Below are 18,824 nucleotides of genomic sequence, written 5' to 3' on the forward strand. Positions count from 1 at the left end.
GGGCGGCGCTCGACCGGGGCGGCCGCGTGAGAGCATGGAGCCATGTCTGAGCCCGGGTCTGCACCGGCGCGGGCCGACTGGAAACAGATCGCCGCACCCCCCGCCGGCGAGCCGGATCCGGGCGCCGAACCGTTCGTGCCGATGGGCCTGCAGTTCGAGTTGCGCGAGCAGACCCCGCGCACAGGCGAACGCTGGCGGGGCGCGACGGCCCGGCCCCTCACTGCTGTGCGACCGGGCACGGGCGAGATCCGTCTCGGGGTGCGCCCGGTCATGCGGAGCGCCCGCGGCAACTGGGTGCACACGCCGGGGTCCTGGAACCAGCTCGCCTTCCACCGCAACCGGCTCACCCTCAACCCGGAGCACCACCGCTGGCTGAGCCAGGTCCTCGCCCTGCACCGGGCCGTGCGCGGCGTCTACACCAGCCAGGAAACGGACTGGCTCTACCTGGACGACTTCGAAAGCCCCCTGTTGTGGACCCTGTTCGACCAGGCGGCGGTGCTCGGCCTGCACCTCGCCGGCAGCAAGAAGGATGCCACCGTCAGCGTGGGCCGCGCGGCCCACGTGAGCCTGGACGCCAGCACGCACGGCGCCGACCTGAACCTGACCACCCGGCTCCTGTTCGACGGCGTGCCGCATCCCGCCGAGCACGCCGGGGCCATCGGCGACCACGGCGTCTACGGCTACCTGCTCGGTCCACACCCCGTGTTCACGCTCGCCCCGGCCGGGGCACCGCTCAGCGCCCAGCAACGCCGGCTGCTCGGCCGGCCTGCCTCCGCGCTCGTGCCCGGCGACGAGGTGGCCGAGTTCCTGACCGACTTCTACCCGACCCTGCGGCGGGCCCTGCCGGTCACGAGCACGGATGCCTCCGTCAGCTTCCCGCAGGCCGACCCGCCCCTGCTCGTGCTCACCGCGCAGTTCCGGCCGAGGCAGTCGCTCACGCTCGACTGGCACTGGGAGTACCGCGAGGGTGCCCGCGTCGCCCGGCTGCCACTGCTCCCGGCGCCCGGCCCCGAGTCCGGCGCCACCCCCGGCACCGTCCCGGTGCCCGGGACCCGCGACGAGCCCGCCGAACGGGTCGTGCACGAGAGCGTCACCCGGCTGCTCGAGGAGGCCGACCGTGCCGATACGGCCCCGGCCGCGGCATCCGTCACCCTGCACGGCGTCGACGCGGCCGAATTCACCGAGCACCTGCTGCCGCGGCTCGAGCGGCTGCCCGGCGTGCGAGTGGACGTGCGCGGCCGGCGCCCCGACTACCGCGAACTGACCGAGCCGCCCGAGCTGACCATCACCACCGTGGAAACCGACCAGCGGGACTGGTTCGACCTGGGCGTGATCGTCACGATCAACGGCCGGAGCGTTCCCTTCGGCCCGCTGTTCAAGGCCCTCGCCAAGGGGCAGGCGAAGCTGCTGCTCGTCGACAACAGCTACCTCTCACTGCGGCAGCCCGCGTTCGAGCGTCTGCACGAGCTGATCACGGAGGCCCGCGCCCTGGCGGAATGGGACACCGGGCTGCGCATCAGCCGCTATCAGGCTGCCCTGTGGCACGACTTCGAGGACCTCGCCGACGAGACCGAGCAGGCCGTGGCCTGGCGGGCGGCGGTGTCCGGACTACTCGAGCACGCGGGCCTCGCCGAGCACGGGGGACCTGCGGCGCACAGCGAGCCGGTCCAGTCGCCCCCGCTGCCCGTCGACCTGCGCGCGACGCTGCGTCCGTACCAGGTCCACGGCTTCGCCTGGCTGGCCTTCCTCTGGCGGCACCAGCTGGGCGGCATCCTCGCCGACGACATGGGCCTCGGCAAGACCCTGCAGACTCTCGCGTTGCTGGCGCACGCCGTCGCGCAGCCGGGCGAGCAGACCGAGCAGGCCGAACATGCCGAGCCGCACCGCCGGCGGCCGTTCCTGGTGGTGGCCCCGACATCCGTCGTCGCCACCTGGCGCAGCGAGGCCGCGCGCTTCACGCCCGGCCTCGACGTGCGGGTGGTCACGGCCACCCAGGCCGCCGGCGGCACCACGCTGACGGATGCCGCGGCCGGCGCCGACGTCATCGTCACCTCCTACGCCCTGTTCCGTCTCGACTTCCCGGCCTACCAGGCTCACGGCTGGGCCGGGTTGATCCTGGACGAGGCGCAGTTCGTGAAGAACAGCGCCTCCCGGGTGCATGAGTGCGCGCGGGACCTGACAACGCCCTTCAAACTCGCCATCACCGGCACCCCGATGGAGAACAACCTCGGTGAACTGCACGCCCTGTTCGCGATCGTCGCACCCGGCCTCTTCCCGTCGCTGCGCCGCTTCACCGAGGAGTACGTGCGTCCGATCGAGCGCGGCGACACCCCGGCGGTGCTCGCCCGGCTGCGGCGGCGCATCCGCCCCCTGCTGTTGCGGCGCACCAAGGAGCTCGTGGCGCCTGAGCTGCCGCCCAAGCAGGAACAACTGCTCGAGATCGAGCTGAACCCCCGGCACCGCGCGCTGTACGACACGTTCCTGCAGCGGGAGCGGCAGAAACTGTTCGGGCTGATCGACGACCTGGACAAGAACCGGTTCATCGTGTTCCGGTCGCTGACCCTGCTGCGGCTGCTCAGCCTGGACGCGTCCCTGGTCGACGAGAAATACGCGGGGGTACCCTCGAGCAAGCTCGACGCCCTGCTCGATCAGCTGGGCGATGTCGTCGCCGAGGGCCACCGCGCCCTGGTCTTCAGCCAGTTCACGAGCTACCTGAAGAAGGCGGCCGCCCGGCTGGACGCCCAGGGCATTCCCTATTGCTACCTCGACGGATCCACCCTGCGACGCTCCGAGGTGATCGACCGGTTCAAGTCGGGCGTCGAGCCGGTCTTCCTGATCAGCCTGAAGGCCGGCGGGTTCGGCCTCACCCTGACCGAAGCGGACTACGTCTTCCTGCTCGACCCGTGGTGGAACCCGGCCACCGAGATGCAGGCCGTCGACCGCACCCACCGCATCGGCCAGTCCAGGACGGTGATGGTCTACCGGATGGTCGCCACCGGCACCATTGAGGAGAAGGTGATGGCGCTGCAGAAGCGCAAGGCCGAGCTGTTCGACTCGGTGCTCGGCGACCCGGCGCTGGGCGACAGAGCGCTGGGCGACCCGGCACCGGACGGCCCCGGCCCGCGCGGCTTCGGTGACAGCCTCACGGCCGACGATATCCGCGGGTTGCTCGAGCGTTAGCGGCCACGGCCACCCCCGGCCGACCGGTCCTGCTACTCGCCGCGCAGCTCCCGGGCGATGCCCGCCGACCACTCGTCGATCGCGGCCCAGTCGCGGAAGTCACCCTCGGGCAGGAGCTCACGCCCGCTCGGGATGCGCCGCACGAGCCGGTCGCGGCGGCCGAGCACGTTCGGGTCGAGGGCACCGAAGAACACCTGCATGCCGCGCGGCTGGAGGGACTCGCTGAATTCCTCGAACTGCTTGGGCTCGCTCTCCTTGAGCAGGTCTCGCCCCTGCGCATCCTGGCCGGCCGTGCCCAGCGGCCCGCTGCTGAACAGCCACACCGGGTGCCCCGAGAGCAGTTCCCGGTTGCGCCGAACGAACTCGGTCGCTTCCTTGCGCCACGATCCCATGTAGGCGGAGCTGCCGATCACGAAGGCGTCGTACTTATCGGCCTTGTCGACGGATGCAGCCGGCCGGGCGACGGCATCCTGCCCGGCCTCGCGGAGTTTGCGGGCGATGCGCTCGGCGATTCCCTCGGTGGCACCGTACTTGCTCGAAAAACCCACCAAAACCGTCATGATCGCCTCCAACTCGTCGGACATTCCCTTCCATGGTACGACCGCCGGGCTCCCGGCCCCGGACGGTTGGCCACCCCCATTTGCGTGGATCGGAGCTCACCTGCCCCCCGCCGCTGCTAATCTGAACCGAGATAACGTGGGGGTGCCGTGCAGGTGAAGTCAAGGGCGCTCGACGGGCGCCTGCTCAGTGGTTTTTTGGCCAGATCCGGCTCCCGGCTGGCCTGGCTGATGTCCGCATTCCTGAGCCTGTACGTGATCGGGTTGCTCGTGCCCGACACTGGTCTCAACTTCGTCGTCGACGGGGTGCTGGCCACGCTGGTGAAGCTGTCTCTCGTCGCCGTGTGCTGGACCGCTGTGGTCCGCAAGCGCAAGCACAGGCGTGCGGAACCGACCTCGGGTGGCCCGATCCGGTCCCGTCAGCCGGAGCTCGTGTTGACGGCCGTGGCCATCTCCACCATCGCGTTCTCCGATTCGCTCTCCCTCGTCTCGCGGTTCTGGGGCGACGGCGGGCTCCGCGAGGTGATCGAGTTCGCCTACCTCGTGTTCTTCCTCCTCATGGTGACCGTGCTCGCCATCCTGCTGCGCCGCCGGTTGCGCGGCATGGTCTGGTCGGTCGTTCTGGACAGCACCATCGGGGTGCTCGGCACGATGTCGGTTCTGGCCGTGCTGCTCGGGCCGGTGGCGACCGCGCTCGACGCGGCCGGGGCGAATACGGCGATCTCCACTGCGGTGGCCTACCCGCTGTTCAACCTGCTGCTGGTTGCGGTCGTCGTCGCGGTCACCACCTCGCAGGGACCTGTGGCCGGCCGGCGCTGGATCCTTCTCGCGTTCGGGCTGCTGATCTTCACCGCCACCGGCCTCGCCTTCATCGCGCTCAAGGCCAACTATGTTCTGGGCACTCCGCTCGATGCCGGCTGGGCCGTGGGCCTCGCCCTGATCGCGCTATGGGCGGATGCCTCCTCACGCCCCGATGTGGCGCAGAACAGCTCGACCAACAGCCTGGCTGCACTGGCGATGCCGGCCGTGTCGACAGCGGCCGGCCTGGGTGTGCTCCTCCTCGCCAGCCAGACGACGGTGCCCGCCGTCGCCGTCGGCCTGGCCGCCGCCACCCTGGCGCTCGCGGCCGTTCCGCTGGTGTCCCGGCAGATGGCCCTGCGGCGCCAGGCCCGCACCGACGAGTTGACCGGCTTGCCGAACCGGCGGGCCCTGTACGCCGAGATCTCGAGGCGACTGGCCACCGACCAGAGCCCGAATCGTGCGCTGCTCCTGCTGGACCTGGACCGCTTCAAAGAGGTCAACGACAGTCTCGGGCATGACGCCGGGGATCGGTTGCTCGTGCAGGTCGGCCGTCGCCTCCAGGCCGGGCTGGGGCCGAACGACCTGCTCGCGCGCCTCGGCGGTGACGAGTTCGCCATCCTTCTCGAGCACTCCGACCAGGCGCAGGCCGAGGCCGTCGCCGTCAGACTGCGCGCCGCTTTGGCCCAGCCGTTCACGCTGGAGGGCATCTCCCTGCAGACCAGCGCCAGCATTGGAATCTCGCTCTACCCCGATCAGGGCGACGATCGCACCGCCCTGCTGCGCAAGGCCGACATGGCGATGTACAAGGCCAAGTCGACCCTGAGCGGCCACCACGTTTACCGCAGCGTGGACAACCGCCACGGTGACGTGCGGTTGCGCACGCTGCAGGAGTTGCGCCTGGCCCTGACCGAGGACCAGCTGATCCTGCACTACCAGCCGAAGATCAACCTCACGACCGGGTCGGTTTCCGGTGTCGAAGCCCTCGTGCGCTGGGAGCACCCCGATCGTGGGCTCCTGTTCCCCGACCAGTTCCTGACCCTCGTCGAAGAGGCCGGGCTCATGCACGCGCTCACCCAGGAGGTCCTGCGCAAGGCGCTGGACCAGTCCGTGCTCTGGGCCGCCCAGGGCCGAAACCTGACGGTCGCGGTGAACCTGTCCGCCAGTTCGCTGATCGACGGGGACCTGCCCGAACGGGTGGGCACCATGCTGTCGGCCCGCGACCTGCCGGCCACCGCCCTGATGCTCGAGATCACCGAGGACTTCCTGATGGCGGACCGGGACCGTGCCCGGGACATCCTGACCCGGCTGCGTGCCAGCGGAATCAAGATCTCCGTCGACGATTTCGGCACCGGCTACAGTTCGCTCGCCTATCTGCGCGACCTGCCCATCGACGAGCTCAAACTCGACCAGTCCTTCGTCTTCCCGATGGCGGACGACGCCCGGGCGGCAGCCCTGGTCGCTTCCACGATCGACCTGGCGCACGGCCTCGGACTGAAAATGGTGGCCGAGGGAGTGGAGAACAGCGTCGCCTACGACGAGCTGGTGCGCTACGGATGCGACTTCGCCCAGGGATATTTCATGTCGCGCCCCATCTCTGCCGCAGCGCTCGACGAGTGGTTGACCGCCCGGCTGAACGCGGCGGCCGTGCCATGACCGGCGGTACCCGCGAGCGGTTCCGCATCGGAGCGCTGACGCTCATGCTGGTGCTGGTCGTCGCCTATGCCGTCGGTCTGGCCCTGAAGGGTGATGGATTCAGCCCCCTGGTCGACGGCTGGCTGGCCATGCTGTCGGTGTGGGCGCCCGTTCTGGTCGGAATCACCGCCCTCCGCCGGGCGGCGCGAGGGAACATCGTGGTGGCCCTCGCCACTTCCGCACTGGCGTCGACGGCCCTGGCGGACAGCTACTACCTCGTTCTCACGGATGCGGACGGCAATGCGCCGTTCAGTTCGCTGGCCGACATCGGCTATCTCCTGTTCTATGTGTTGCTGCTCGCTGCGCTGGGAGTGCTCGTGCACCGGCAGCTGCGAGGCTCGGCCTGGTCCGTGTTCCTCGACAGCGCGGTGGGTTCGCTGGGGGCCGCAGCCGTCCTGGCCGTCGTCCTCAGTCCTGTCTTCGATAGCGTCGCCGCGAACCCGCTGAGTCTCGGCTCCGTCATCGCGGCCGCCTATCCGTTGCTCGACCTGCTGCTGGTGGCGGCGATCGCCGGGATCGTGGCGTCGCACGGTCGAGACGGCGGTCATCGCTGGCTGTTGCTCATCGCCGGCCTGGTGGTCATCGCGGGAGCCGACACCGTCTTCGCCCTGCAGGGCGACACTTACAGGGTCGGCACCTCTCTCGACGCGAGTTGGAACGTCGGCATGGCGCTGATTGCGCTCTGGGTGGACGGTTCCGCCCGTCCCCGCCCGGTGCCGGATCGCACAGGCATGAGCCGGGCCGTGTCCGCTCTGGCGGTCCCGATGGTGGCCACGGTGGCCGGGCTCGGGGTGCTGGTCCTGGCCAGCCAGATGGCGGTGTCCAACTTCGCGGTGGCGTTGGCCGGTGCGACCATGGCGGTGGCTGTGGTGCCGCTGGTCGGCCGCCAGCGGGTGCTGAACCGGCTGGCCCGAACCGATGACCTCACCGGATTGCGCAATCGCCGCGCTTTCAACGCGGATGTCCCTGCCCGCCTTGCCGACGGCGAAGGCAGGAAGGGCGCCCTGCTCCTGCTGGACCTGGACCGGTTCAAGGAGGTCAATGACAGCCTCGGCCATGACGTGGGTGACCGGCTGCTGATTCAGGTCGCCAACCGCTTGAACCGGCAGTTGCGCTCCGGCGATCTGCTGGCCCGCCTCGGCGGGGACGAGTTCGCCATCCTGCTCACGGATGCGGCCCGGCATGATGCCGTGACGGTTGCCGTCAAACTGCGTGCAGCCCTGGCCGAGCCGTTCCTGCTCGCGGGCATCACACTGCAGACCAGCGCCAGCATCGGCATCGCCCTGTATCCCGACCAGGGTTCCGATTTCACGGCGTTGCTCCGCAAGGCCGATATGGCCATGTACAAGGCGAAGGTGAGCCGCGGCGGACACCACGTGTTCGACAGTGACGACGACAGCCACGGTGAGATTCGGTTACGCACGCTGGAGGAGCTGCGCCTCGCCCTCACCGAGGGACAGCTGGTTCTGCACTATCAGCCGAAGGTCGACCTCGGCACCGGGGTGGTCTGCGACGTCGAGGCCCTCGTTCGCTGGAACCACCCCACGCGTGGGCTGCTGTTGCCGGATCAGTTCATTTCGATCGTCGAGGAGGCCGGGCTGATGCACTCCCTGACTCAGGTGGTTTTGAACCAGGCGCTGGATCAGGCGGCCGTCTGGCAGGCGCAGGGGCATCCGCTGACCATTGCGGTGAACCTGTCGGCCTCATCCCTGGTCGACATCGAGCTGCCGGACCGAATCGGCGCCATGATCGCCGCCCGGGGGCTGGCGCCGTCCACTCTGGCACTGGAGATCACCGAAGAATTTTTGCTCAACGACCGTGACCGAGCACGGGGCATCCTGACCCGGCTGCGCGAGCAGGGCATCCGGATCTCCGTCGACGATTTTGGAACGGGCTACAGCTCGTTGGCGTATCTGCGCGACCTGCCGATCGACGAGCTCAAACTGGATCAGTCCTTCGTCTTCCCGATGGCCGAGAATGAGCGCGCCGCAACCCTGGTGTCATCGGCCATCGCCCTCGCCCACAGTCTGGGGCTGCGCATGGTGGCCGAAGGGGTGGAGACCGGCGCCGCTTACGACCAGTTGGTCGGCTACGGGTGCGACTTCGCCCAGGGATTTCACCTGTCGGAGCCCGTTTCCGCGGCCACGCTGGACAGCTGGCTCGCCGAACGGCGCCGCACGCACGCCGCCCTTGTCGTGGAGCCTGCCGAGGTGTAGACCGCCCTGAAAGAGCGCCCTGATCCAGCGGGTCCACCGGTTCACCGGGACGCGGATTGAGGTTCATGATGACGCTTCGACCGGCCGCACCGGAACACTCTGCACTGGCGCAGTCTGCACGTCCATATTCAGCACGGCGATATTCAGCACTGCGACGGATGCTGCTGGTGCCCCTGCTGCTGATTCCCACGCTGGCCGCGTCGGCGTGTTCACCCTGGGATCCCAATCTCGGCGGGAACGCCTCTCCCTCCGCCACGGGTACCGCCACGGCCACGGCTTCCCCCTCGCCGACGCCGACTTCCCCGGCGTCACCCTCCCCCGGCACGCCTCCACCGGACGAGACGAGCCCGCCACAGTCGGGTGACCGGGTCATCTCCTCCCGGATCAGCCAGGACTGGGTGTGGCCCGGCCCGGATCAGCCGATCTCTGTCGTGCATGACAACCCGGTGCCGATCGCGCCACCGCCCGAGCCTCCGATTCCCTATCTGTATTCGATCGGGGTTGGGGAGCATCCGTCGGATACCCCGCCGTACGACCAGATGAGCTTCAAATTCAAGGGCGGTTTTCCCGGTTACGAGCTGATGTTCGTGCCCGAACTGGACTCGGACGCCAGCGGATTGCCGGTTCCCATGCCCGGGACTAGCCGCATTCTGCGGGCGGTCTTCAACGTTGCCCAGGCGCACACCGAGCAGGGTGAGTCGAGCGTCGTTTCGGCGCCGCCGGCCTTCATCGGCTACGACGCGATCACCCGTTACGCGCCGGCGGGCGATTTCGAGGGCTACGTCACCTACGGGATCGGTGTCGGACGTCCGATGGATACCGTGCCGCAGACGCTGGTTCGCGTCTACGAGGTGGAGAAGATCGAGCAGGGTCAACGTCTCTTCGTCGTCGCTATTCAGATCGATGCCAGCCTCTGGCGTTGAGTCCGGCAAAGACAGCAAACGTACCCTGCGACCCGGCTTCCGGTTACAGCGCCGCTCGTTTACTCGGCAGTGCGATCAGCGTCTGCTGCGGGTCGACTTCCACCGGTGGTCGTAGCCAGTAGTCGTTTCCGGTGCGGATGATGTTCCAGTGCTGGTTGTGCAGCAACAGATGATGCGGATGGCAGAGCAGCACCCCGTCGGCAAGGTCGGTGTACCCGTTGTCGGCAAGCCATTCGTTGATGTGATGGGCTTCAGACCAGGCGGGTGATCTATCGCAGTCCACCCACCGGCAGCCTCCGTCCCGCACTCCCATCGCCGCCCGTTGCGCTTCGGTGAAGAGTCGTTCGTCACGGCCGACGTTGATGATCTGCCCGGTGTCGTCAACCTGGATGCCGCGGGTTCCGGTGTCGCAGAGCAGCCGGTCGATGGTCTCCTGCGATATCGGCACGGGGTTGCCTTCGATCTGCCCGTGGGCGGCGGCTTCGCGGGTTTCGGTGGCTGCGGCGGGAACCGGGCCACCCTGGGCGGCCTGGCCGGGGGCCGGCTGGCCGGCATGACCGGCCGGCTGGCCCTCCTTCACGGCCTTCTCGGTCACGATCACCCGCACCGCGGGGCGGCGGCCGCCGAAGACGCGGCCCTGGTCGGCTTCGCCGGCGATCTTCAGCAACTGCACGAGGGCGTCGGCGGCGATCTGCTCCGTGCTGCGGGGGTCGTCCTGCATCCGTTTGGCCCAGGCGGCCTTGTCTTTGTCGACGAAGCGCACGCCGCCGCGGCGGGGGCTGGTCACGGAGTCGAAAGTCGAGAGCACGAACTCGCCGTCTTCGGGGGCGAAGAGCCCGTGCAGGCGCACCTTGCCGTTTCCCAGCCGGTAGACCCGCAGGAACCGGTCGTCGTGGGCCTGCTTCTCCCGGGCGGCAATACCCGCCTCGTCGAGCTGGTCGCGCAAACGCCGGGCGAGCTTGAAAACCTGGTCGACATTCAGCGACGCCGCCTCGACAAGGAGCGCCTCGAGGGCGGTGCCGAGCTTGTCGGCGGTGACCGCGGCGTCGATCTGGCCGAGGCCGGAACGGATCGACTCGGCCGCATCGACCGAGAGGGTGCCGTCGGTGACAGCTCGGGCGATCGGTGCCTGCCACGGCACCTTCGCCACGAACTCCGCGACCGCGGCGGGATCCGCGTCGGGCGACTCCACGGCAGCCTCGACCAGTTTCTCCGCCGCCTCGGCATCGGCCATCATCGTGCCGACCGCAACGAGCTTGAACGCGTCGTTCTTCGTCGACCCGGTCACCGTCTGGATCAGCGCCTCGGGCGAGAGGAACCCCTGCTGGGCGGCCAGGCCGGAGTGGCCGAGCTCGGGCCGGGAGCGGCGGGCGATGGTCGCCGCCATCCAGGCGGAGCGGGTGTCGAGCAGGCGGCGCGCGGCCGCGATCTGCTTCTGACCGGCCAGCACCTCGGCGTCGGCGAGAGCCTCGTAGTCGGCGCAGGAGGAGCCCAGGCGAGCGACGGCATCCGTTGCCTGCCTGAGGTCGTCTGCGGTGGTGGTCATGCGTCGAGAATACCAGAGTTAGTACGCGTAGTCGAGAGTCTGTCACCTATTAGTCGAAGCTTTTTCGAAGTCGTATTCTAAACGGTCACGGGTTGGCTCGACGGGTCTCGACAGGCTCGACCACCGGGGGGTCTCGACAGGGTTGGCTCGCCGGGTCTCGACAGGCTCGACCACCGGGGGTCTCGACAGGGTTGGCTCGACGGGTCTCGACAGGCTCGACCACCGGGAGTCTCGACAGGCTCGACCACCGGGGGTCTCGACAGGGTCGGCTCGCCGGGTCTCGACAGGCTCGACCACCGGGGCGCCGACGAGCCGTTCCCCAGCGGTTCTACACTGGAAGGTGCCGCGGGCCAGACTGACCCGGTATTTCGCGGAAAGAGGAACCCACCCGATGGACGCACCTGCTCAATCGGAACAACTGGACCGGATCGACCCCCTCGACCTCGACCCTTCACTGGCCGATGCCACCGAGATCGCCCGCCGGCTCGAGGCCGATGCCCACCTGGGCCTGACCGCGGCCGAAGCCGCCCGCCGCCTCGCCGCCGAGGGGCCGAACGAACTCCGTGCCGTGCGCCCGGTTCCGGTCTGGCGCAGAATCCTGGCCCAGTTCAACGACCCTCTGATCTACCTGCTGCTGGTCGCCACCGCGGTGTCGCTCGGCGCCTGGCTGATCGAAGGCTCCCAGGGCCTGCCCGTCGATGCCCTGGTGATCGCCGCCATCGTGGTGCTCAACGCCGTGCTCGGCCTGGTGCAGGAGGCGCGCGCGGACAACGCGGTGGCCGCCCTGTCCACCATGACCGCGGCATCCTCGACCGTCATGCGCGACGGCCTGCTCACCACCCTGCCGAGCACCCAGCTGGTGCGCGGCGACCTGCTGGTGCTGGGCGAGGGAGACAGCGTCGGGGCGGATGCCCGGCTCACCGAGGCGAACTCGCTGCGCATCGCCGAGGCCTCCCTGACGGGCGAAAGTTCGGCTGTCACCAAACACCCACGCACACTCCCTGCCCCCGCCGCCCTCGGCGACCGCCTGAACATGGTCTTCAAGGGCACGGCCGTCAGCCAGGGTGTCGGCCGCGGCATCGTCACCGGGACCGGCATGAACACCGAGGTGGGCGCCATCGCCTCCATGCTCGAGCGCACCGAGACGCACCCGACGCCGCTGCAAGTCGAGATCGGCCACATCGGAAAGCTGCTCAGCGTCGTGGTGATCGTGATCGCCATCGTCGTGATGCTGACCATCGTGCTGGTGCAGGGGGTGTCCACCCCGGCCGACTTCGTCACCGTGTTCCTGCTCGGGGTGTCCCTTGCCGTCGCTGCCGTTCCCGAGGGTCTGCCGGCGATCCTGTCGGTCATCCTCTCCATCGGCGTGCAACGGATGGCGCGGCAGAACGCCGTGGTCAAGAACCTGAAATCCGTGGAGACCCTGGGCTCCGCTTCCGTGATCTGCTGCGATAAGACCGGCACGCTGACCCGCAATGAGATGACGATCCAGCAGCTGCTGACGGCCTCCGGCCGGGTCGACGTGACCGGGGTGGGCTACCGCCCGGAAGGCGACGTGCGTCAGGGTGACGCGCCGCTCACCGACCTGTGTCTCCGGTACGAGGCCCAGCTGGTGCTGGGCGCGGGATCCCTCGCCGGCAACGCCCAGCTCACCGAGAAGAACGGCGAGTGGGAGATTCAGGGTGACCCCACCGAGGCGGCGTTCCTGGTGGCGGCGGCCAAGCTCGAGGGAACCACAGGCCACATGGCCCGGTTCGACCGTCTGGACGAGATGCCCTTCACCTCGGAGCGCAAGATGATGTCCACCCTGCACCAGGAGACCAGCGACGGGAGCCTGCGCATCTTCAGCAAGGGCGCACCCGACATTCTCCTTGAGCGGTGCACCTTTCTTCAGGTCGGCGAGAGCGTCGTACCCCTGACCGACGAGCGGCGACAACGGATGCTCGCCGACATCCAGGCGCTCTCCGCCCAGGCCTTCCGCACGCTGGGTGTGGCCTACAGCCGCGCCGACGAGAACACGGCCCCGCTCGACGAGGCCGACGAGCAGGGCCTCATCTACGCCGGGGTCGTGGGCATCATCGATCCACCCCGCACCGAGGTGACCCCTGCCATCAAGGAAGCCCACCGGGCGGGTGTGCGGGTGGTCATGATCACGGGCGACCATCCGACGACCGCCGCACGGATCGCGAGCGACCTGGGGATCGTCGAACCCGGTGCGCCGGCGCTGGCGGGAGCGGATCTCGACCTCCTCGACGAGCCGGGGCTGCGGGAAGCGGTGCGCGGGACATCCGTCTTCGCCCGCGTCTCCCCCCACCACAAGCTGCGCATCGTCGACGCCCTGCAGGCCAACGGCGACATCGTCGCGATGACCGGAGACGGCGTCAACGACGCCCCGGCGCTGAAATCCGCTGACATCGGCGTGGCCATGGGCGTGACCGGCACCGAGGTGACCAAGGAGGCAGCGAAGATCATCCTGGTCGACGACAACTTCGCCACCATCGTGGCCGCCGTGCGGGGCGGCCGGGTCATCCTCGACAACATCAAGAAGTTCCTGCGCTACCTGCTCTCCTCGAACATGGGCGAGGTGCTCACGGTGTTCCTCGGGGTGCTCCTGGCGGGGGTGCTCGGCCTGGCCGGTGCCAGCAGCGAGACCGTCGTGCTGCCGCTGCTGGTCACCCAGATCCTCTGGATCAACCTCATCACCGACTCCGGCCCGGCCCTGGCGATGGGCGTCGACCCGGAGATCGACGACGTGATGGCGCGCCCGCCCCGGCCCATCAATGAGCGGATGATCGACCTGCGCATGTGGATGGGCATCATGTCGACCGGCCTGGTGATGGCCGTGGTGACCCTCGCCACCATCGACCTGTTCCTGCCCGGCGGGCTGCTCCCGGTGCTGGATCCCGGCAGTGACGATCTCACCGTGGCTCGCACCGCCGGCTTCACCACGCTGGTCTTCGCCCAGCTGTTCAACACGCTCAACTCGCGTTCCGAACTGACCACCGCGTTCCACCGCCTGTTCGTGAACCGGTGGCTGTGGGGGGCGCTCCTGCTCGGGGTCCTGCTGCAGGTGGCCGTGGTCGAACTCCCCTTCCTGCAGGCCGCGTTCGGAACGGCCTCGATGGACACCGTGCACTGGGCCGTCTGCGTGGGGATGGCATCCATCGTGTTGTGGGCCGAAGAACTGCGCAAGTGGATCCTGCGGGCACGCACCCGATCCTGATCCTGATCCTGATCCCGCATCTATTTGCGCAAAGCGCAATACCATCGGGCCATGAGCGTGCCCGATCCGTCATCGTCCCCGGCCGAGGAGCCGATAGGCGGTCTGCGGCGGGGTGAAACGGATGCTCAGCGCCTCGACCGCAACTGGCTGTCGCTGCTGCAGGAGCTCAGGGTCACCCAGACGGGTACGCAGATCGTCGGTGGTTTCCTGCTCGCCCTGGCCTTCCAGCCGCGCTTCACCGAACTCGACGGCTACCAGCTCACGGTGTACCTCATCCTCGTGGCCACGGCCGCCGTGACCACGGTGCTGGCGCTCGGCCCGGTCAGCCTGCACCGGGTGCTGTTCGGGAAGCACGCGATGAAGCAGATCGTGCGGGTCGCCGATGTGCTGGTGCGGGCCACGCTGGTCGGAGTCGCTGTGATCCTGTCCGGCACCGCACTGCTGGTCTTCGACGTGGTACTGGGCCGGGCGGCCGGTCAGACGGCCGGGGCCGCAGTGCTGCTGATCATCGTTGTTGTCTGGCTGATCCTGCCGCGGCTGGCGAAGCGCTGATCTGAAGCACTGATCTGAAGCACTGACACGCTGCCACGCTGACACGCTGCCGCGTCAGCAGACGCCCCACTGGCCCGCGCCCGCGCTCATCGCGGCCTCCTCGGCCGCCCTCAGCAGCGGGAAGTAGGTGTCGTTCGGCGCGATCGTGAGCGACTCGGCCGCACCACCGGAAACCAGCTCGTAGTTGACGAATCGCCCGTCCTCGGTCCAGAGATAGAACAGGCTGCGCCCGTACTGGTCGGTCGGATCCTGATCGGCGGTGACCCAGGTCTGGCTGCCCTCCGGCAGCAGGGCCCGCAGCGCCTCCGTGGCCTGGTCGCCGAAGCATTCTGCGTTGTCCCCTACCTCCGGTGTGTCGATTCCGAGCAGTCGCACCTTGACGTCATCCGTCGTGGCCACCAGGGCGTTCGGCTGGTCTGCGCGCAGAAAGAGTGTGTCACCGTCGTGCACGTACTCCACCGTCATCGGCACGGCGTCGCCGGGCCGCGCGGGAATCTCGCCGACCGCCGCCGGAGAGACAGGGTCTGCGGCGGTCACCGCCGGCGCGGCGCTCACACCGGAGCTCTCGGTCTCGCTCAGCGAACCCAGCGCGCCCTGGAAAGCGGTCGCCAGAGAGCCGGACTGCTGCGCCCAGGCGAATCCGACTGCTCCCAGAACGAGAACGCCGACCAGCACGACCGAACGACCCTGTTGTCTACCCATTCTCCGAGACTAGGGCAGTACGCCTAGACCGCCGCGGTCTCGTCCACCGCGTGGAACCACGGCGGGTACACGACGACCTTGGGCTTGTAGGCCCCGGCCGCGAGGATGGTGCGCACGGCGTCGCGCACCTTGTCGTTGGCGACTCCGACGAGCGTGACCAGTTCGAACGGGAACGATTCGGTGACGAGCAGCTCGGCCTCACGGATCTTCTGCGATTCCTGGTCGGCACGCAAAGACCGCAGCATGCGATCGGCGGTCTCCGGCGCGGCGCCGAACCGGGTCAAGGACCCGGCGGCATCCCCATTGGCCACCGCGACGGCCGCCGCGGACGTCTCTGCGCCGTCGTGGGCGTCGCGGAGCTTCTTGACCGTGCTGACCAGGATGACGAAGTCGTAGGTCTGTGAACCGTGGGCCTCTTTCGACAGACGCGGGTCGTTGGACTCGGTGAGCAGGCTGTCCCACAGGCGGGCGTTGGGCGAGAGGTAGAACGGCACGTAACTCGCGACGCTGGGGCTGTCATCGCCCGCCACGAGCGCTGCACGCCGGGCCGCTCGCTGGGGTGCCGACGAGAGGTCGACGGCTGGGCGGGTCGTCCAGGCGTCGCTGGTGTCGGCGAGCAGGCGGCCACTGCTCAGGATGCCGGCCAGGTTACGGATGTGCGTGACGTGGTAGATGCGCTGCTCACCGACGTTGTCGGCGGCGGACTTCGAGCTGGTGACGGGCTTCACCGCGGTGGCCGCCCGCGTCGTGACGGGCTTCACGGCGGCGGTCTTGGCGCCCAGGGTGGGGTTCGGTCCGCCCAGGGTCACGGTGCGTGGTGACGGCGAGCTGCGAAGCGACGGGGCGCGGCCCGCGGACTTGCTCCGAGTGGCTCGGGTGGCCACACCGGGCACGATTTCGGGAGCGGCTTTCGGGTAACAGCTGGCGCAAAGCCCGCCCTCAAGTCCATGGATGCATTCGTCGCTCAAGCTGGAAAAACCTTTCGTGTGCGTGGCCCCCACACTCTTCAAGTCCGATGCTCGAAGACCACATATCAACGGTACGGTCATTTCGCACCCGGTGGTGACCGTTGTCGGGATTCGTGGCACCATTTCAGCCGGGATCATTACGCCTTGCCGGTAACGGTGAGCGATGCTACTACCGACGTATGAGCAGCGTCGACGATTTCAACGAGGACGCCATCGAGGTCTCCCGACCCAGAACGTGGGCGGCGGGAGTCCCCGGCGTCACCCATGCCATGGGGCCGGCCTTCCGGCAGATGGGCGTGCCGCGCAGCCTGCGTGCCCTGACCGCGATGAACCAGCGCGACGGCTTCGACTGCATGAGCTGCGCGTGGCCGGACCCGGATCACCGCAAGACGTTCGAGTTCTGCGAGAACGGGGCCAAGGCGGCAACCTGGGAGGCCACACCGGTCACGGTGCCGACCGCGTTCTGGGCCGAGAACCCGATCAGCGAGCTGCTGACGAAGTCGGAGTACTGGCTCGGCATGCAGGGCCGCCTCGTGGAACCGGTCTACAAACCGGCCGGCTCCGAGCACTACCGGCCGATCACCTGGGACGCGGCATTCGAGCTGGTGGGCGACACCCTCCGCGGCCTCGACTCCCCCGATCAGGCCGCGTTCTACACGAGCGGCCGCACCTCGAACGAGGCCGCGTTCCTGTACCAGCTCTTCGTACGGGCGTTCGGCACCAACAACCTGCCGGATTGTTCGAACATGTGCCACGAATCGACCAGCTACGCGATGCTCGAGACCGTGGGCATCGGCAAGAGCACCATCACCTACGCCGACTTCGCCCGCGCCGACCTGATCATCATCATGGGGCAGAACCCGGGCAGCAACCACCCACGGATGCTCACGGCACTGGAGGAGGCGAAGGCGGCCGGCGCATCCGTTGTCGCGGTCAACCCGCTGCCGGAGGCCGGACTGCTGCGCTACAAGAACCCGCAGACGGTGCGCGGCGTCATCGGGGCCGGCACCGTGATCGCCGACCAGCACCTGCAGATCCGGCTCGGGGGCGACATGGCGCTCCTGCAGGCCGTGTCCAAGCGGGTTCTCGACGCCGAAGCCGCCCGGCCCGGAACCGTCCTCGACCACGAATTCCTGCGGGAGCACTGCGTGGGCCTCGACGAGCTGCGCTCGCATCTGGCCCGGCTCGACGATGCCGCCGTCGCCGCGGCCACGGGCCTGACCGAGTCCGAGATCGACGAGCTGGCCGACCGGTACCTGCGCGCGGAGAAGGTCATCATCACCTGGGCGATGGGCATCACCCAGCACAAGAAGGCCGTTCCCACCATCAAGGAGATCATCAATCTGCTGCTGCTGCGCGGCAACATCGGCAAACCCGGCGCCGGCGCCTCCCCGATCCGCGGGCACAGCAATGTGCAGGGCGACCGCACCATGGGCATCTGGGAACGGATGCCCACGGCCTTCCTCGACGCCCTGGAGCGGGAGTTCGGCTTCGACCCACCCCGGGCCGACGGCCTCGACAGCGTCGGCGCCATCCGCGCCATGCGGGACGGGCGAGTGAAGGTCTGGATCGCCCTCGGCGGCAACCTGGTGGCGGCGATCTCCGATTCCGCCGTCGCCGAGGCCGCGATCTCGAAGACGGCGCTGAGCGTGCAGATCTCCACCAAGCTGAACCGGTCCCACGCGGTGGTCGGCGAACAGGCGCTGATCCTGCCCACGCTGGGCCGCACCGAGATCGACCGGCAGGCCACCGGCCCGCAGTTCGTGTCCGTGGAGGACACGGTGTGCGCGGTGCATTCCTCCACCGGCCGGCTCGAACCGGTGTCGGACCGGCTGCTCTCCGAGGTCGCCATCGTGTCGCGCCTCGCCCGGGCCACGCTCGAGACCACCACCTCGATCGACTGGGCCGGTTTCGAGAACGACTACGACGGCATCCGTGAGCACATCGCACATGTCATTCCGGGCTTCGCCGACTTCAATCAGCGGATCCGCCAGCAGGAGGGCTTCTCCCTTCCCCACGGGCCCCGCGACCGGCGCACCTTCCCCACCCCCAGCGGCAAGGCACTGCTGACGGTCAACGAACTGGAGCCCATCGAGCGCCCGCCGGGGCGTCTGCTGCTGCAGACCCTGCGCTCGCACGACCAGTTCAACACCACGATCTACAGCCCGAATGACCGTTACCGCGGCATCAAGAACGGCCGCCAGGTCATCTTCGTGAACCCGGAGGACATCGTCGAGTTGGGTCTGATCAGCGGAATGCTCGTCGACGTACACAGTGAGTTCAGCGACAACGTCGACCGGGTGCTGCGCCGGTTCCGGCTCGTCGCGTACCCGAGCGCCCGCGGTTGCGCCGCGGCCTACTTTCCCGAGGCCAATGTGCTGGTGCCCCTGGACTCCACGGCGGAGGGCAGCAACACTCCCGTCTCGAAGGCGGTGCTGGTGCGCCTGGAACCGTCGCGCTGACC

11 protein-coding genes are annotated in these 18,824 nt (G+C 68.7%); 7 read left to right on the top strand and 4 right to left on the bottom strand.

The features are described 5' to 3' along the window. Positions 1-42 precede the first annotated feature (42 nt). Positions 43-3,180, top strand: coding sequence for a DEAD/DEAH box helicase (locus E3T49_RS16775; RefSeq protein ID WP_134425828.1), 3,138 nt, complete (start codon positions 43-45; stop codon positions 3,178-3,180). Positions 3,181-3,212: 32 nt separating this feature from the next. Here E3T49_RS16775 and E3T49_RS15570 read toward each other — a convergent pair whose 3' ends face one another. Continuing rightward, a complete protein-coding gene (locus tag E3T49_RS15570) occupies positions 3,213-3,740 on the bottom strand; it encodes a flavodoxin domain-containing protein (RefSeq protein ID WP_134425829.1) in 528 nt (175 codons plus the stop codon). Positions 3,741-3,887: 147 nt separating this feature from the next. On the opposite strand from E3T49_RS15570, the gene E3T49_RS15575 reads away from it, so the two are divergent. The 3 genes from E3T49_RS15575 (at position 3,888) to E3T49_RS16435 (ending at position 9,369) form a co-directional block, all read left to right on the top strand. Next, complete coding sequence (locus tag E3T49_RS15575; RefSeq protein ID WP_134425830.1) at positions 3,888-6,191, top strand: putative bifunctional diguanylate cyclase/phosphodiesterase; 2,304 nt, start codon at positions 3,888-3,890, stop codon at positions 6,189-6,191. Further along, entirely contained in the window at positions 6,188-8,446 is a 2,259-nt protein-coding gene (locus tag E3T49_RS15580; protein WP_166785586.1) for a putative bifunctional diguanylate cyclase/phosphodiesterase, read from the top strand. Before E3T49_RS15575 ends, E3T49_RS15580 begins: the two co-directional genes overlap by 4 nt. Positions 8,447-8,877: 431 nt before the next feature. Then, positions 8,878-9,369 (top strand): AMIN-like domain-containing (lipo)protein, encoded by a 492-nt coding sequence (locus E3T49_RS16435; RefSeq protein WP_206750827.1) that lies wholly within the window; start codon positions 8,878-8,880, stop codon positions 9,367-9,369. Between the two features lie 43 nt (positions 9,370-9,412). On the opposite strand, the gene E3T49_RS15590 is transcribed toward E3T49_RS16435, so the two are convergent. Further along, positions 9,413-10,915, bottom strand: a complete 1,503-nt coding sequence (locus tag E3T49_RS15590; protein WP_134425833.1) for a DUF222 domain-containing protein — start codon at positions 10,913-10,915, stop codon at positions 9,413-9,415. Between the two features lie 391 nt (positions 10,916-11,306). Here E3T49_RS15590 and E3T49_RS15595 point away from each other — a divergent pair, with 391 nt between their 5' ends. Together E3T49_RS15595 and E3T49_RS15600 are read left to right on the top strand one after the other, a co-directional pair. Then, positions 11,307-14,138, top strand: a complete 2,832-nt coding sequence (locus tag E3T49_RS15595) for a cation-translocating P-type ATPase (RefSeq protein ID WP_134425834.1) — start codon at positions 11,307-11,309, stop codon at positions 14,136-14,138. A gap of 51 nt (positions 14,139-14,189) precedes the next feature. Further along, entirely contained in the window at positions 14,190-14,690 is a 501-nt protein-coding gene (locus E3T49_RS15600) for a DUF6328 family protein (protein ID WP_134425835.1), read from the top strand. A 54-nt stretch (positions 14,691-14,744) separates the two neighbouring features. Here the strand turns inward: E3T49_RS15600 and E3T49_RS15605 are convergent, their stop codons facing one another. Together E3T49_RS15605 and E3T49_RS15610 are read right to left on the bottom strand one after the other, a co-directional pair. Then, positions 14,745-15,392, bottom strand: coding sequence for a thermonuclease family protein (locus E3T49_RS15605; protein WP_134425836.1), 648 nt, complete (start codon positions 15,390-15,392; stop codon positions 14,745-14,747). A gap of 23 nt (positions 15,393-15,415) precedes the next feature. Continuing rightward, positions 15,416-16,201: a DarT ssDNA thymidine ADP-ribosyltransferase family protein gene (locus E3T49_RS15610; RefSeq protein ID WP_166785588.1), complete on the bottom strand. Its 786-nt coding sequence runs from the start codon at positions 16,199-16,201 to the stop codon at positions 15,416-15,418. Positions 16,202-16,539: 338 nt separating this feature from the next. On the opposite strand from E3T49_RS15610, the gene E3T49_RS15615 reads away from it, so the two are divergent. Beyond that, positions 16,540-18,822 (top strand): FdhF/YdeP family oxidoreductase, encoded by a 2,283-nt coding sequence (locus E3T49_RS15615; protein WP_134425838.1) that lies wholly within the window; start codon positions 16,540-16,542, stop codon positions 18,820-18,822. The last annotated feature ends 2 nt before the right edge of the window (positions 18,823-18,824 follow it).

The organism is Cryobacterium cryoconiti (assembly GCF_004403065.1).
In the GTDB taxonomy this organism is placed as follows: domain Bacteria; phylum Actinomycetota; class Actinomycetes; order Actinomycetales; family Microbacteriaceae; genus Cryobacterium; species Cryobacterium cryoconiti.

Excerpts from the sequence above, each read along its gene's own strand:
- E3T49_RS15590 (WP_134425833.1), bottom strand. The coding sequence starts at position 10,915 with ATGACCACCACCGCAGACGACCTCAGGCAGGCAACGGATGCCGTCGCT.
- E3T49_RS15615 (WP_134425838.1), top strand. The coding sequence starts at position 16,540 with ATGAGCAGCGTCGACGATTTCAACGAGGACGCCATCGAGGTCTCCCGA.
- E3T49_RS15605 (WP_134425836.1), bottom strand. The coding sequence starts at position 15,392 with ATGGGTAGACAACAGGGTCGTTCGGTCGTGCTGGTCGGCGTTCTCGTT.
- E3T49_RS15600 (WP_134425835.1), top strand. The coding sequence starts at position 14,190 with ATGAGCGTGCCCGATCCGTCATCGTCCCCGGCCGAGGAGCCGATAGGC.
- E3T49_RS15570 (WP_134425829.1), bottom strand. The coding sequence starts at position 3,740 with ATGACGGTTTTGGTGGGTTTTTCGAGCAAGTACGGTGCCACCGAGGGA.
- E3T49_RS16775 (WP_134425828.1), top strand. The coding sequence starts at position 43 with ATGTCTGAGCCCGGGTCTGCACCGGCGCGGGCCGACTGGAAACAGATC.
- E3T49_RS15595 (WP_134425834.1), top strand. The coding sequence starts at position 11,307 with ATGGACGCACCTGCTCAATCGGAACAACTGGACCGGATCGACCCCCTC.
- E3T49_RS15580 (WP_166785586.1), top strand. The coding sequence starts at position 6,188 with ATGACCGGCGGTACCCGCGAGCGGTTCCGCATCGGAGCGCTGACGCTC.